Source organism: Eubacterium sp. (assembly GCF_057858645.1).
Genome location: NZ_DBLZZO010000006.1, coordinates 66,740 through 81,403 on the forward strand (window position 1 = coordinate 66,740; position 14,664 = coordinate 81,403).

Consider the following 14,664-nt stretch of genomic DNA (forward strand, 5'->3'; position numbering starts at 1 on the left):
GTGAAACTAAAATACACAAACATATAATTTGCTAAGGTGGATATTTATAATATGCACAAGTGATTTGTCAAGGCAGATTATTTATATTAAGTATAGGTGATTCGTCACAGTATATTATTTATTAAATACAAGTGAGGGTGATATTATTAAAAAGCAGGGCAAGATAATAAAAGGAATAGCGGGATTTTATTATGTAATAGCAGAGGAAAATATATACGAGTGTAAGGCAAAAGGCGTTTTCCGAAATAAAAAGATAAAACCGTTAGTAGGCGACAATGTTGAAATTGACATTATTGATGAGGAAAAGAAAAAAGGTAATATAACTTTAATAAAAGAAAGAGAAAATGAATTAATAAGACCGGCTGTTTCTAACATAGATCAGGCTATGATAGTTTTTGCAGTAAAACAACCGGATCCTAATTTGAATCTTCTAGACAGATTTCTTGTAATGATGGAGTATCAGAATATTGAAACTATTATATGCTTCAATAAAAAAGATATTGGCAATGAAGAATATATGGATTATCTGAAAAATATTTATAACCTTGCCGGATACAAAGTAATATTTGCCAGTGCCACAGAAGACGAAGGCGTGCATAAAGTAAAAGAACTCCTGAAGGGAAAGACAACTGTTTTTGCAGGTCCTTCAGGTGTTGGAAAATCTTCAATGCTCAACGCATTGACAAAAGATTACACAATGGAAACAGGAAGTGTAAGTGAAAAAATAGGAAGAGGCCGTCATACAACAAGACATTCTGAAATGTTTGAGATTGACAAGGATACATTTGTGTTTGACACGCCGGGATTTAGTTCACTGTTTGTTCCGGGAATGACAAAAGAAAAGTTAGAGGACTGTTTCCCAGAATTTGGAGAACATCTTAATAATTGTCGTTTTGTAGGTTGCGCTCACAATAACGAGCCAGACTGTGCTATAAAGGATGCTTTAGAGGAAAACAAAATTGCACAGTCAAGATATGATAATTATATTTTAATGTATAATGAATTAAAAGAAATGGAAAAACAGAGATATTAAAATAAGAAATAAATAAGGAGAGAATTATGATTAAATTATCACCATCAATTTTATCAGCAGATTTTGCAAATTTAGGACAGGACGTAAAAAGAATCGATGTAGGTGGCTGCGATTGGATTCATGTGGATGTTATGGATGGAATTTTCGTTCCAAATATTTCTTTTGGTATGCCTGTTATTAAGGCAATCAGAAGTTACACCTCAAAATTTTTTGACGTACACTTGATGATAAAGGAACCAATCAGATATATTAAAGAATTTAAAGCTGCAGGCGCAGATTTGCTTACAATACATGTGGAAGCCTGTGAGAACGTAAAAGAAACTATTGATGAAATCAAAAAACAGGGCATGAAAGTGGGCTTGGCGATAAATCCTGAAACAAAAGCAGAAGAAGTGTTCCCATACATTAATGATGTTGACATGGTTTTAGTAATGACAGTACATCCGGGATTCGGTGGTCAGTCATACATAGATGATTGTACAGACAAGGTAAAAGTAATTAGAGAAAAAGCAAATTTAGAAAATAAAGATTTACTTATACAGGTAGATGGTGGAATTACAACAGCTAATGTTGAAACACCAATTAAAGCAGGTGCCAATGTAATAGTTGCAGGTTCGGCAGTATACAAAGGTGATGTGGAAGGAAATATTAAAAACTTTAAAGAAATCTTTGAAAATGTAAAATAAATATTAGATAAGATAACATGAGTTAGTACAGCGTACTCTATTATAGATGTGCTTTATTGTAGTCTTTTAAGTGGAATAGAAGGTAGTGGCTCATAAAGTTTTTTAGATATGAAAAAGAAAAAATATTACATAAAAAGCGTAAGATTAGAAATGTTAATCTTACGCTTTTTATGTAATGGAGAGAATGTCGCAAACAACATCCTCTATTATATAATAGTAAATTTTCGGAAAATTCTACTACATAATAATTAAACATTAAATCTAAATGTAATAACGTCGCCGTCTTTTACAACATAGTCTTTACCCTGAAGACCAACTAAACCGGCTTCTTTTGCATCTTTCATAGAACCACATTTAATTAAGTCATCGTAGGCAACAACTTCTGCACAAATAAAGCCTCTTTCAAAATCAGTATGGATTTTGCCGGCAGCCTGTGGAGCTTTAGTTCCTTTCTTGATTGTCCAGGCTCTTGTTTCATCTTCGCCTGAAGTAAGGTAACTGATAAGTCCAAGAAGAGAGTAGCTTGCCTGAATTAATTTATCTAATCCTGACTGCTTAATGCCTAAGTCTTCTAAGAACATTTGCTTTTCATCGTCGTCAAGTTCTGCAATTTCCTGTTCGATTTCTGCACTAATAACAAAAACTTCGCAGTTATTGTCTGCTGCAAATTTTCTAACAGCGGCAACATGGTTATTTGAGTTGCCATCATCAGCTAAATCATCTTCTGAAACGTTAGCTGCAAAAATAACAGGCTTAGCTGTTAATAAGTTATATTCCTGAAGCCATGCAAGTTCATCTTCGTCTTCAGTTTCAAATTTAATAGCAAGATTTCCATCTTCAAGGAATTTCTTCATTCTTTGCTGGAAATCAAGTTCTTTTGCAAGTACCTTGTCATTTCTTGCGCCTCTTGTTGTCTTTGCAATTCTTCTTTCTAATATTTCAACATCAGAGAAAATTAATTCAAGATTAATTGTTTCAATATCTCTAATAGGATCAACGCTTCCGTCTACATGGATAACGTTTGTGTCTTCAAAACATCTTACAACATGTACGATAGCATCAACTTCACGAATGTTAGCAAGGAACTGGTTTCCTAAACCTTCACCTTTTGAAGCTCCTTTTACAAGTCCTGCAATATCAACGAATTCGATTACGGCAGGAATAGTTTTTGCTGAGTTGTACATTGCTGTTAATTTATCTAATCTCTCATCCGGAACAGAAACAACACCTACATTTGGATCAATAGTACAAAAAGGGTAGTTTGCTGATTCAGCACCGGCTTTTGTTAAAGAATTAAATAAAGTACTTTTACCTACATTTGGTAAACCAACTATACCTAATTTCATTTTTTGTTCCTCCATTCTTTGGTAATACCAAAGGTAAGTTTATCATATTTTTACAAGTGGGGCAATGCACAATAATAGATATTAATAGTTATGGTAGGGTGGGCAATAATATTTGCTTGGGGTTGAATATATTTCCTGTAACTGATAAGATAAAAAACAGAAAAAGGTGATCTTGCAATACGAAGTTTCTGTTCCCGTATAAGGATTAGTTATTTACCATAAATATGAATCTTATATATGTTGTAATGTGAGATAATTAGCAAAAATAAGGAGAGACACATGGACATTCAATTTCCAAATTTACACATTAATATAGAAAATTTACCTAAGAGTTTTAATTTCTTTGGGGTGGATATCGCTTTTTACGGGTGCATAATTGCCCTGGGTATGATTTTAGGCATTGCACTTGTTTGTTATATAGCAAAGACTTCAGGTCAGGACTATAACGAATACATTGATTTTGCATTATATGCCATTATTTTTAGTGTAATCGGAGCAAGATTATATTATGTAATTTTCAGTTGGGATTATTATGGAAAACATCCAAACGAAATATTAAATATAAGAGAAGGTGGACTTGCAATTTACGGTGGTGTAATAGCAGGGGTACTTGTATGTTTAATATATACAAGGGTGAAAAAAATTTCGTTTAAAAAAATTGCAGACACTGCAGTATACGGTTTAATACTTGGACAGATTATAGGAAGATGGGGCAACTTCTTTAATAGAGAAGCTTTCGGTGGGGTAGCAAAAGACTCCAGCCCATTAATGATGAAAATATTCTTCGGTGATAAATACAGCATATCTCAGGTGCCTGATGCAGTAAGACAGGGGATGGAAACATTGAAAGGCAAAACATTAAGTGAAATAGGATATATACAGGTACAACCAACATTTTTATACGAATCCCTTTGGAACCTGTGTGTTCTAATATTAATGCTTACTTTCAGAAAAAAGAAAAAATTTGATGGCGAGATTTTATTATGGTATTTACTTGGCTATGGAACAGGCAGAGCCATTATAGAAGGCATGAGAACAGACCAGTTAATAATGCCTGTAACGGGGTGGCCGGTATCTCAGGCATTGTCAATAGTAGTTGCGGCGGTAGCACTGACTATAATAATTGTTAAACGTGTGCAGATAAAAAGAGCACAACAGTAATAAAAATATGAAAAAAATAATAAATGATATAAAGTAGATTATAAACTGAATTAAAAATTAAATAAGAAATTAAATAAGAAATAACTGAAAAGAGAAACTGTTATGTTGATAACACCTAGTGTGTAAGTCGACCTGACAGTTTTTCTTTTTTTGCTATTTGTCAAGCTTAGGGGAAAACTATATTTTTTATTTTTGCACAGAAATGGTTAAAAAATATTTTTCCCCACAAAAATATGAAAAAATAGGAAAATTTCCCCACCAGGCGTAAATTATCATGTGAAAAATAGAAAAACAGCCCTATTTGTGGGAGAAAATACCACAAAATTAATTTCATAAAAAATAAAAAAATGGTTGCAATAGTGATGGAAATGGTATAGAATTTACCTATGAGTGGTGAATTTTACCCATAAAGTGGTAAAAAGTGGTGAAAATATTAAGAATTAAGCAGAAGACAAGAGTAGGTGAGTTATATGTTTACAGGTGAACAAACTCAAAAAATGGATACTAAAGGCAGAACAGTTATCCCTTCAAAGATAAGAGATAATCTTGCCGAAAGACTTGTTGTTACAAGAGGTATTGACAAGTGTCTTTTTGCATACCCTGAAACCACATGGAAAGCTTTACAGGAAAAGCTTAGTAGTTTACCATTTACCGACAAAAAGGTAAGAAGTTTCAATCGATTTTTCCTCGGTGGTGCGGAAGCCCTTGATGCGGACAAGCAGGGACGTGTGCTTGTACCTTCAACATTAAGGGACTACGCATCTTTAACAAGCCAGGTTGTCTGGGTTGGCGTAGGTGATCACATTGAAATTTGGGATATAGATAAGTGGAATGAACAGATGGATGAATATCTGTTAAGTGAAGACGCAGAAGAGAAGATTGAAGATTTGGCAGATTACATGGCAGGTCTTGGAGTATAAAAATTAAGTAATGGAAAGAAGGTCAATATGGATTTCAAACACATATCAGTTCTTTTGGATGAAACCATTGATGGCTTAGATATAAAACCTGACGGAATATATGTTGATGGAACATTAGGTGGTGGTGGTCATTCATACGAAATATTAAAGAGACTGTCACCGAAGGGAAGACTGATTGGTATAGATCAGGATGGAGAGGCTTTAAAAGCAGCAGGAGAGCGTTTAAAAGAATTTGAAAATCAAATTACATTAGTAAGAAGTAATTATTGTGAAATTGATAAGGTACTAAAAGAATTAAATGTAGAAAAAGTAGACGGCATACTTTTAGATATAGGAGTTTCCTCATATCAGTTAGATAATTTAGAAAGAGGTTTTTCTTATAAATCAGATGCACCTCTTGATATGAGAATGGACACAAGACAGGAACTTACAGCAGCAGATGTTGTAAATACTTACAGCGAAAATGAATTATTTAAAATAATAAAAGACTACGGAGAAGATAAATTTGCAAAGAACATTGCAAAACATATTGTTTTAGCCAGAAAGGAAAAGCCTTTAGAAACTACAAAGGAATTAAGTGAAGTGATTAAAAGAGCTATTCCAATGAAGGTTCAGGCAAAGGGTGGACATCCTGCCAAGAAAACATTTCAGGCTATTAGAATTGAAGTTAATCAGGAATTAACAGTATTAAAAGAATCTATTGATAAGATGATTGATTTGTTAAAACCAAATGGAAGAATTTGTATTATAACTTTTCATTCACTAGAGGACAGAATTGTTAAGACAAAGTTCAGGGAAAATGAAAATCCATGTACTTGTCCACCAAATTTCCCAGTGTGCGTTTGTGGGAAAAAGTCAAAAGGAAAAGTTATAACAAGAAAACCAATTATTCCATCAGAAGATGAGATAGAAGAAAATAAGCGGGCAAAAAGCTCAAAGCTAAGGATATTTGAAAGGTGTTAAATATGAACGGGGTAAGAAGCAGTTATACAAGTGAATTTGTTTATGGTAATATAGCAACTCAGTCTGTACCAAGTAGAGAACAGATTGAGGTACAGAGAAAACACAAAAGACATACAGTTGAACAGGAAGAAATTAAAGGACTAGCAATGAGTGCACCTTTAGTTGTTTTTTTTGCAATTGTAACAATGGTGTGTTTGGTTATGAGTGTAAGTTATTTACACATGCAGTCAAACATTACAGCAACAAGAGACAGTATCTCACAGTTAAAAAGTCAGATTAGCACAGTGCAGTCACAGAATAATGCGTTAAATTATTCAATTAACAGCTATGTTAATGTTGACCATGTTTACAAAGTGGCAACAACTAAGTTAGGTATGAAACAGGCAACTGACAAACAGATATCTACTTACAAGGCAAGTGACAGTGGATATACATTACAGTATGGAGATATACCAAGAAAGTAATTATGAGTGAGAGAAGACAAGTAAGAAGGAAAAAACCAAGATTAAGATTTAATAAGAGAATGGGTAGAAATCTGGGAATTATTTATGTAATAATTGTCGGATTTTTACTTGTATTATGCGGAAAAATTGCATATATAAATGTGGCAAAAGGTAATACTTATTCAATTCAGGTGTTACAACAGCAGAGCTTTACCAGCAGGGTTATACCCTTTAAACGTGGTGATATAAAAGACAGAAACGGTAATGTGCTTGCAACAAGCGTTATGGTTTATAATCTTGTAATTGACTCAAAATTAATCATGAATAGTGAAGACAATAAATATTTAGAGCCAACAGTGGAAGCTTTAACTAAATATTTTGATTTTAATAAGGAAGACTTGATAACAAGTATTAAGGAGCGAAAAAACAGCAGTTATTGGGTGGCAAAAAAAGAATTAAAATATGAGGAAATAGAAGAGTTTCAGGATTATGTTGCAGGAAAACTTGCTAAAACAAAAGAAGAAAAGGAAACAGCAAGTAATGTGAAAGGTGTCTGGTTCGAAAAGAACTACAAGCGTATGTATCCGTATAATACATTAGCATGTAGTGTTCTTGGATATTCCAACCTGAATAATGAGGCATCAATGGGAATTGAAAGCAGTTACGGAGAACAGCTTAACGGAACTGCAGGGCGTGAATATGGCTATATGGATGCTGAAAATAATATGGAAACAGTAGTTAAAGACGCTACTAATGGAAACAACGTTATTTCTTCTATAGATATGAACATACAAAGAATTGTTCAAAATGCCATGAAAAAATATATGAAGAAATACAATCCTAAAAGACTGGCAGTTGTTATTGCAGATCCAAATACAGGTGAAATATTGGCAATGGGTGATGACACTACTTTTAATTTGAATAATCCTACGAAAAGGCCTGCAGGTTATACAAAGGCACAGTGGGACAAGTTTTCAAGAAAGAAAAAGTCAGAAGCCTTAAATGAAATTTGGAATAACTTCTGTATTACAGATTCATTTGAACCAGGTTCTACAGCTAAACCATTTACAGTGGCTGCGGGAATTGAGGAAAATTCAATTAATCAGAAAACAAAATTCACATGTGATGGTCATGAAAAAGTAGACATATACACAATTGACTGTCACGATAAAAGTGGTCATGGATTAATTGATGTTAAGACAGCGGTAGCACAGTCATGTAACGATTACATGATGTTTATTGGTAGAAAGTTAGGCACATCATTATTCCAGCAGTATCAGGAAAGATTTGGTTTTGGCATGAAAACCGGAATTGATTTACCAGGTGAAACAAGAGGTATTGTTTATGATAAGAAAAGTGGCATGAATGCTGTGGACCTTGCAACAAACTCATTTGGTCAGAACTTTACAGTAAACATGATACAGATGGTGTCAGGATTTTCTTCATTAATTAATGGAGGTTATTATTATGAACCACATGTGGTAAAACAGGTGGTAACAGAAAATGGTGATTTAGTTAAAAACTATTCAAAAACATTAATAAAAGAAACTGTAACAAGAGATACTTCTGAATTTATAAAGAAATGTTTAAGAGAAGTAGTATTAACAGGTACAGGTAAAACAGCAGCCATACCGGGATATACTGTTGGTGGAAAAACAGGTACAGCCGAGAAAGTATACACATCAGGTAAGGTAAAAGGAAGAATTAAAAATCAGTATATTCTTTCATTTATAGGTTGTGTTCCTTGTGAAAATCCACAGGTTGTATGTTATACAATTATGGATAGCCCAAAGGATAATACAGAAGCAACAGCGTACAACACAGAATTTTGGACATACATTATGAAACAGGTATTGCCATATATGGGAATAGAAAAAACAGAAAAAGAATAGAATTATAAAAAACATTCTGGAAGCGGTAATTTGAATAAAGTTAAAACAATTAACCGAAAATTATTACTGATTTATGTTTGGGGAATAATTTTATTTTTAGTTTTGGTAACAGGAAAATTAGTATATTTAATGGTCTTTAAATCCCAATATTATACGAAAAGAGCCGTTGAGGTTCAGGAAAGAGAAAGAAGAATAAAGGCTCCACGAGGGGAAATTTTAGATAGAAACGGTAAGGTCATTGCAAGTAATAAGACAGTGTGTACCGTTTCTGTTATATATAACCAAATTAAAGAACCTGAAAAAATCATAGAAATACTAACAAAAGAATTAGAGCTTTCCAAAAGCGAAGTCTCTAAAAAAGTAAACAAAATAAGTGTAAGAGAAAAAATAAAATCTAATGTACCTAAAAGGGTAGGTGATAAAATCAGAAAATATAATTTGTCAGGGGTAAAGGTTGACGAAGATTATAAAAGGTATTATCCTTATGGAGGTTTAGGTTCAAAAGTTTTAGGGTTTACAGGTTCTGATAATCAGGGGATTATTGGCTTGGAGATTCAATATGAAAAGTATCTGAAAGGAAAAGATGGGACTATTTTAACACCAACAGATTCAAGAGGCATTGAAATGAAAAATGCTCTTGAACAAAGAAGGGAACCTGTAACAGGTAATAGTCTGGTAACATCCATTGACTTGAATATCCAGCAGTATGCTGAACAGATTGCCTACAAAACCTTAGAAGTGAAAAAAGCAAATTATGTTTCAATTATTGCAATGAATCCGAACAACGGTGAAATATTGGCTATGGTCAATGCACCTGAGTTTGATTTAAATAAACCATACAACTTAAATTATACAACTAATGAAAAATTTTCTTCTAAAGAAAAACAGGATTTACTTAATAGAATGTGGCGAAATCAATGTATTAATGATACTTATGAACCGGGTTCTACATTTAAAGTAATAACTTCCACAGCAGCTTTGGAAAATAATCAGGTGACAATGGACACAAGATTTAGCTGTCCGGGCTTTAGGATTGTGGACGATAGAAGAATAAGGTGTCATAAAACAACAGGTCATGGAAGTGAAAATTTCCTACAGGGAGTTATGAATTCCTGCAATCCGGTTTTTATAGACGTAGGATTAAAGGTAGGCAAGGAAAAGTTTTATGAGCAAATGAGAAAATTAGGGCTAATGAACAAAACGGGAATTGACTTGCCGGGGGAAGCCTCAACAATTATTCATAAGCTGAAAAATGTTGGTAACGTTGAACTGGCAACAATGTCTTTTGGACAGTCGTTTCAGATTACACCTATGCAGTATCTTGTTGCAGCAAGTGCAGTGGTTAATGGTGGAAAAATTGTCACACCTCATTTTGGTGTTAAAGCCATAAACAGCAATGGAAAAGTTGTAAAACAATTTAAGTACAAAAATAAGAACAACGTTGTATCTAAAAAAACATCAGATACAATGAAATTTATCCTAGAAAAAGTAGTTTCAGAAGGAACCGGAAGCAAAGGAAAAGTGGAAGGATACAAGGTTGGAGGGAAAACTGCAACTTCGCAGAAACTGCCAAGAGGTTCAGGAAAATACATAGCATCTTTTATGGGTTTTGCTCCGGCAGATAATCCACAAATAATAGCAATGGCAATTATTGATGAACCAAAGGGGATATATTATGGTGGGCAGGTTGCTGCTCCGGTAATAAGTGAGTTATACAAAAATATTCTTCCATATTGGTTGGAAGAAAAGAAACAAGGAGAGTAAAATGAGTACAAGTACAACTATCATCGCAGCAATTATTATTTCTTTTGCAGTAAGTGTTATTTTATGTCCTATAGTAATACCCATGCTTAAAAAATTAAAATTTGGACAGTACATAAGAGAGGAAGGACCAAAATCACATCAAAGTAAGTCAGGTACACCAACTATGGGTGGCATGATTATTCTTGCAAGTGTTATTGTCACATCTCTTATTTTTATGTTCGTTTGCAAGAACACAAGAATAGTACCGGTTTTGTTTATGGTTATAGGTTTCGGTATTATAGGCTTTTTAGATGATTATATAAAAGTTGTAAAAAAACGTAATTTAGGTTTAACAGAAATTCAGAAACTAGTTGCACAGATTGTTGTAACAGCAATTTTCTGTTTCTATATAGTTAAATATTCAGGTCTTGGAACAGCTACAATTATTCCTTTTACAAACGGAATGGAAGTGACAATGCCAATGTGGTTATTTATTCCATTTTTATTTATAGCTGTTTTAGGAACTGTAAATGGAGCAAACTTAACAGATGGTCTTGATGGTTTAGCAACAAGTGTTACTGTTATAATTGCAGTGTTCTTTACAGCAGTAGCTGCAGGAACAAAATCAGGTTTAGAGCCAATTTCAGCAGCTTTTGTTGGAGCGTTACTTGGATTTTTCTTATACAACGTATATCCTGCAAGAGTATTTATGGGTGATACAGGTTCACTTGCTTTAGGTGGTTTTGTTTCATCTATGGCATTTATGCTTAAAATGCCAATTTTTATAGTAATTGTGGCATGTATATATTTACTTGAATCATTGTCAGACATAATTCAGGTAAGCTGGTTTAAGTACACAAAGAAAAAATATGGTGAAGGAAGAAGAGTGTTTAAAATGGCACCGATTCATCATCATTTTCAGGAAAGCGGTTATGCAGAAACTCAGGTTGTGGCAGCTTTTGCAATTGCTACAGCAATGTTATGTTTAATTGGATATTTAGCATTATAAAATAATAGAATATAAATGGTGATAATTTAGCAGATGAGGAGTAATGTTATGGAACTTAAGAACAAAAAAGTATTAGTTGCAGGTTCAGGAAAAAGCGGTATAGGTGCTGCAAACCTTTTAAAAAAGGTAGGCGCAGTTGTTACAATTTATGATGGAAATGTAAAACTAAACAAAGAAGATATTTTGGCAAAATTAGATAATAAAGAAAATGTTGATGTAATTCTTGGAGAATTAAAAGAAGATGTTATAAAGCAATTTGACCTTATGATATTAAGTCCGGGTATTGCTATTGATGCTCCTTTTGTAAATGATGTAAGAGATAATAATGTACCAATTTGGGGCGAAGTTGAACTTGCCTACGTTGTAGGAAAAGGAAGACTTGCAACGATTACAGGAACTAACGGAAAAACTACAACAACAGCTTTGGTTGGAGAAATTTTAGCAGCATATTATAAGGATGTAAATGTAGTTGGTAACATTGGAACACCGTATACATTAACAGCTTTTGATTCTACAGAAGATACAGTGACAGTTGCAGAAATAAGCAGTTTCCAGTTAGAGACAATACATACATTTAAACCGGATGTAAGTGCTGTATTAAATATTACTCCGGACCATTTGAACCGTCATTATACAATGGAATGTTATACAAATGTAAAAATGAGTATTGCAATGAATCAGGACGAAAATCAGCCGATTATTCTTAATTATGAAGATGAAATATTAAGAGAATATGCGCCAAAACTTAAAAATAAAATTGTTTGGTTTAGCAGCAAAAACAAATTAGAAGAAGGCGTTTATTTAGACGGAAAAAATATTATGTACGCTGAAAATGGAGAAAAACGTGTTATTACAACAACAGAGGACACAACACTTGTAGGTATTCATAATGTTGAAAATATTATGGCAGCAATTGGAATTTCAGTTAATATGGGAGTTCCTGATGCTGTGATTAAAGAAGCAATCAAAAAGTTTAAAGCAGTAGCTCACAGAATAGAATATGTAGATACAATTGATGATGTTATTTACTATAATGATTCTAAGGGAACAAATACAGATGCATCCATAAAAGCAATTCAGGCAATGACACGTCCAACTGTTTTAATAGCAGGCGGCTATGACAAGAAAGTTACTTTTGACGAATGGGCAAAAGAATTAGAAGGCAAAGTTAAATGCTTGGTTTTACTTGGTGAAACTTCTAACCAGATTGCTGACACAGCAAAAAAATATGGTTTTGAAAATATTATTTTTACAAAATCTTTAGAAGAAGCAATAGATGAATGTAAGAAAAATGCACAGCAGGGAGATGCAGTTTTATTGTCACCTGCATGTGCAAGCTGGGATATGTTTGACAGTTATGAGCAGCGTGGTGATATGTTCAAGGATTATGTTAAGAAATTAAAATAGAACTTGGGGTAAGTATATTGAATAAAGAAAATAATCAGGTTTCCAAATCAGATGAACAACAATTAAATAGAAAAAGAAGAAGTGGTTATTTCGACTATAGTTTGCTATTTGTATGGATTTTTATAATGCTTTTAGGCTACGTGCTTTTGTACAGTGCAAGTTCTTATACAGCATTAAATAAATATAATAGCTCAATATATTTTTTGAAAAATCAGCTAATTGCCACAGCTATGGGATTAGTTGTAATGATACCAATGATATTTTTTGACTATAGAATTTTAAAGAAGTTCAGCAAAATCATCTACGGGGCATCCATAGTAAGTGTTTTTCTCGTTTTAACACCAATGGGAATCGAGGCAAACGGTGCAAGAAGATGGGTGGACTTGAAAATTGTATCTTTTCAGCCTGCTGAGTTGGTTAAAATATCAGTTATTCTTTTAACGGCGTTTTTGCTATCTAAATGTGGTAGGGATGCTTTAAAACATGGTAAGATTTGTTGGCAGATTTACAGCATAAGTATTTTTGGGGCGGCAGTGTTGTTTGTTGTTACATCTAACTTAAGTTCCGCAATTATTGTTTTAGGAATAGGAGCTGTAATGCTAATTGTTGCAGGTGCCTGCAAATTTTTTACAGGGATAATCGCAGCCGGAATAGGTGTTGGTGTTGTATCGCTGTTTTTTCTCGGAGAATTCTCTGACTTAGGATTTAGATTTAGCAGAATTGCTGTTTGGAGAAATCCGGAAGCGTACATGGATAAAGGTGGTTATCAGGTAATGCAGGGGCTATATGCAATTGGTTCCGGTGGCTTATTTGGTAAAGGATTAGGAAACAGTGCTCAGAAATTAGGGTACGTTCCTGAAGCCTCTAACGATATGATTTTTTCCATTATATGTGAGGAACTTGGTATTTTTGGAGCTTTGTGTATTATTGCATTGTTTATTTTCTTAATTAGAAGGATGAGATATATTGCAAGTAATGCATCAGATTTGTTTGGCTCAATGGTGGTAGTTGGTGTGCTTGCACATATTTCAATACAGGTTGTTCTTAATATAGCCGTTGTTACTAACTTTATACCAAATACAGGTGTATCCTTACCATTTATAAGTTATGGTGGAACGTCGTTAATGTTTTTGATGATAGAAATGGCAATGGTTTTATCAGTTTCAAGAAGAATAAAGAGGATTCGTTAAATGTAAGGAGTCATTATGAGTCAGGAGAAAAGAAGAGGAAGAAAAAAACACAGACGCAGAAAATTAAAAAAATGGGTTAAAGTTTCTTTTTTGGTAATTGTAATTATTGTTGCCTTAATCTTAATTGGTATATTTGGATTTAAGTTGCAAAGCGTTACATGTACTTCTGATTTGGGCCAGTTTACAGATCAGGAAGTGAATGCTTACATGAGTGAACAAAAGATTGATAACACATTGGTCTTTTGGTTTAAAAGTTTAATTGGGGAAAATACACCCCTTGAGTTGTATGAGGAATATAAAGTAAAACTTTTATCGCCATCAAAAGTGAAAATAACAGGATATGAAAAGAAGTTACAGGGATACATCAAAAAGGATAAATTATATTATTACTTTGATGAGAATGGTACAATTCTTAAAATATCTGATGAAAAAATAAAAGATATTGTTCCGGTTAAGGGATTGGAAGCTACAGAATTAAAGCTTTTCAAAAAAATAAAAGTAAAAGATGAAAAGTCTTTAGAAACAATTTTGACAGTTACTTCATCAGTGGAAGCTTACAATTACAAAGTAAAACAGTATTCCATAAACAAAAACAATGAAGTGACAATGAACATAAAAAATGTGAAAGTTCAGCTTGGCAAAAAAACAAATCTGGACAAGAAATTAAAGGATTTTAATGACATGTACAAAAATGTTATAAAGTACAAAGGAACTTTAAACATGAAACATGCCAGTGAAGATGGAAGTTACACTTTGAAAAAAAGTGAAGAAAAAAAGAAATAAAGGTATTGCTATTTTTAGAAAAAAATTATATTATATAATGTATATGGCTAATATTATGTCTCTATTTTAAGAGGCAAACTAAATTTTA

General features: G+C 33.2%; 13 protein-coding genes. 12 read left to right on the forward strand and 1 reads right to left on the reverse strand.

From position 1 onward, the window contains the following. The first annotated feature begins 166 nt into the window (after window positions 1-166). Together rsgA and rpe are read left to right on the forward strand one after the other, a co-directional pair. The gene (gene rsgA, locus ACZM4J_RS03465) at window positions 167-1,033 is read left to right on the forward strand and encodes a ribosome small subunit-dependent GTPase A (protein ID WP_428245269.1); all 867 of its coding nucleotides are present in this window, start codon (window positions 167-169) and stop codon (window positions 1,031-1,033) included. Window positions 1,034-1,059: 26 nt separating this feature from the next. Next, window positions 1,060-1,719, forward strand: a complete 660-nt coding sequence (gene rpe, locus ACZM4J_RS03470) for a ribulose-phosphate 3-epimerase (protein ID WP_022166259.1) — start codon at window positions 1,060-1,062, stop codon at window positions 1,717-1,719. 248 nt (window positions 1,720-1,967) lie between these two features. Here rpe and ychF read toward each other — a convergent pair whose 3' ends face one another. Beyond that, complete coding sequence (gene ychF, locus ACZM4J_RS03475) at window positions 1,968-3,065, reverse strand: redox-regulated ATPase YchF (RefSeq protein ID WP_022166258.1); 1,098 nt, start codon at window positions 3,063-3,065, stop codon at window positions 1,968-1,970. A gap of 279 nt (window positions 3,066-3,344) precedes the next feature. Between ychF and lgt the strand changes: the two genes are divergently transcribed. From lgt to ACZM4J_RS03525, 10 genes are all read left to right on the forward strand, one after another. Next, window positions 3,345-4,226 carry a prolipoprotein diacylglyceryl transferase gene (gene lgt, locus ACZM4J_RS03480; protein WP_117999108.1) on the forward strand — a complete coding sequence of 294 codons (882 nt, stop codon included), beginning with the start codon at window positions 3,345-3,347 and terminating at the stop codon, window positions 4,224-4,226. 470 nt (window positions 4,227-4,696) lie between these two features. Continuing rightward, window positions 4,697-5,146, forward strand: coding sequence for a division/cell wall cluster transcriptional repressor MraZ (gene mraZ / locus ACZM4J_RS03485; RefSeq protein ID WP_117999107.1), 450 nt, complete (start codon window positions 4,697-4,699; stop codon window positions 5,144-5,146). 27 nt (window positions 5,147-5,173) lie between these two features. Beyond that, a complete protein-coding gene (gene rsmH, locus ACZM4J_RS03490) occupies window positions 5,174-6,109 on the forward strand; it encodes a 16S rRNA (cytosine(1402)-N(4))-methyltransferase RsmH (protein WP_302689205.1) in 936 nt (311 codons plus the stop codon). Window positions 6,110-6,111: 2 nt separating this feature from the next. Further along, entirely contained in the window at window positions 6,112-6,573 is a 462-nt protein-coding gene (locus tag ACZM4J_RS03495; protein WP_302689204.1) for a hypothetical protein, read from the forward strand. 2 nt (window positions 6,574-6,575) lie between these two features. Beyond that, on the forward strand, window positions 6,576-8,444 hold the full coding sequence (locus ACZM4J_RS03500) for a peptidoglycan D,D-transpeptidase FtsI family protein (protein WP_022166252.1): 1,869 nt from the start codon (window positions 6,576-6,578) through the stop codon (window positions 8,442-8,444). Window positions 8,445-8,474: 30 nt separating this feature from the next. Continuing rightward, window positions 8,475-10,208 (forward strand): peptidoglycan D,D-transpeptidase FtsI family protein, encoded by a 1,734-nt coding sequence (locus ACZM4J_RS03505; RefSeq protein WP_428244605.1) that lies wholly within the window; start codon window positions 8,475-8,477, stop codon window positions 10,206-10,208. Window position 10,209: 1 nt separating this feature from the next. Next, window positions 10,210-11,196, forward strand: a complete 987-nt coding sequence (gene mraY, locus ACZM4J_RS03510; protein ID WP_022166249.1) for a phospho-N-acetylmuramoyl-pentapeptide-transferase — start codon at window positions 10,210-10,212, stop codon at window positions 11,194-11,196. A 48-nt stretch (window positions 11,197-11,244) separates the two neighbouring features. Next, a complete protein-coding gene (gene murD, locus ACZM4J_RS03515) occupies window positions 11,245-12,603 on the forward strand; it encodes a UDP-N-acetylmuramoyl-L-alanine--D-glutamate ligase (protein WP_489485624.1) in 1,359 nt (452 codons plus the stop codon). A gap of 17 nt (window positions 12,604-12,620) precedes the next feature. Beyond that, window positions 12,621-13,793 (forward strand): FtsW/RodA/SpoVE family cell cycle protein, encoded by a 1,173-nt coding sequence (locus ACZM4J_RS03520; RefSeq protein ID WP_022166247.1) that lies wholly within the window; start codon window positions 12,621-12,623, stop codon window positions 13,791-13,793. Between the two features lie 15 nt (window positions 13,794-13,808). Next, window positions 13,809-14,576 (forward strand): cell division protein FtsQ/DivIB, encoded by a 768-nt coding sequence (locus ACZM4J_RS03525; RefSeq protein WP_022166246.1) that lies wholly within the window; start codon window positions 13,809-13,811, stop codon window positions 14,574-14,576. Window positions 14,577-14,664: the final 88 nt, after the last annotated feature.